The 722-nt window shown below is 60.0% G+C and carries 1 protein-coding gene and 1 pseudogene; both read left to right on the forward strand.

All coding sequences use genetic code 11. From position 1 onward, the window contains the following. Window positions 1–74: pseudogene (locus AB4Z23_RS27465) on the forward strand (dehydratase); the annotation flags it as partial. Window positions 75–137: 63 nt separating this feature from the next. Further along, a partial coding sequence (locus tag AB4Z23_RS27470) for a class I SAM-dependent methyltransferase (RefSeq protein ID WP_441361183.1) occupies window positions 138–722 on the forward strand: 585 nt, incomplete at its 3' end.

Consider the following 722-nt stretch of genomic DNA (forward strand, 5'->3'; position numbering starts at 1 on the left):
CCTTCAACGAGGGCGTGAACCAGTCCGGAGAAACCGTGATGACCTTCCAGAGCGGGGTTCTGGAGTTCGAATAACGGCTGGCCGAGATAGCCCGCGCGCGATACCCTCGGAATCGGCGTCGCGGCGGGAAGGCAAGAATGAACGATATCCTACAGGGTTATGCTGAAGCGGCAACGCCAGACCTGATTGCCAGGTTCGATGGACTGGATTGCCGGGAAATCTACGCACCGGTCATCGATCTGTTGCCGGTCACACCGGCCCGCGTCGCTGATATTGGCAGCGGCACCGGTCGCGATGCCGCCTGGTTTGCCGAATGCGGACATGATGTTCTGGCGATAGAGCCGGTCAAGGAACTGCGTGAACCCGGAAAGAGATTGCACCTCTCGCACAAGATAACCTGGCTTGACGACTGTTTGCCCGATCTGATGAAAGCGCGCCGCCACGGCCCGTTCGATCTGGTTACGCTGTGCGGCGTCTGGCACCATATCGATGACGAGGCACGGCAGACCGCCATGGAAAGCCTCTCGGAGATGACGACAGAGGGCGGATTGCTGATCATGTCCCTGCGTCACGGCCCCGCACCCGAAGGCCGCCGTGCTTTTTCCATTTCACCAGCGGAAACGACGGGCAATGCAGCCCGTCTGGGGTTCACGTTGATACGACAGGTAGAAGTTGCTTCCATTCAGGCGGGTAATCGCGCCATGGGCGTCCACTGGACATGG

Origin of the sequence: Agrobacterium sp. MCAB5 (assembly GCF_052114365.1) — a bacterium.
Classification (GTDB): Bacteria; Pseudomonadota; Alphaproteobacteria; order Rhizobiales; family Rhizobiaceae; genus Agrobacterium; species Agrobacterium tumefaciens.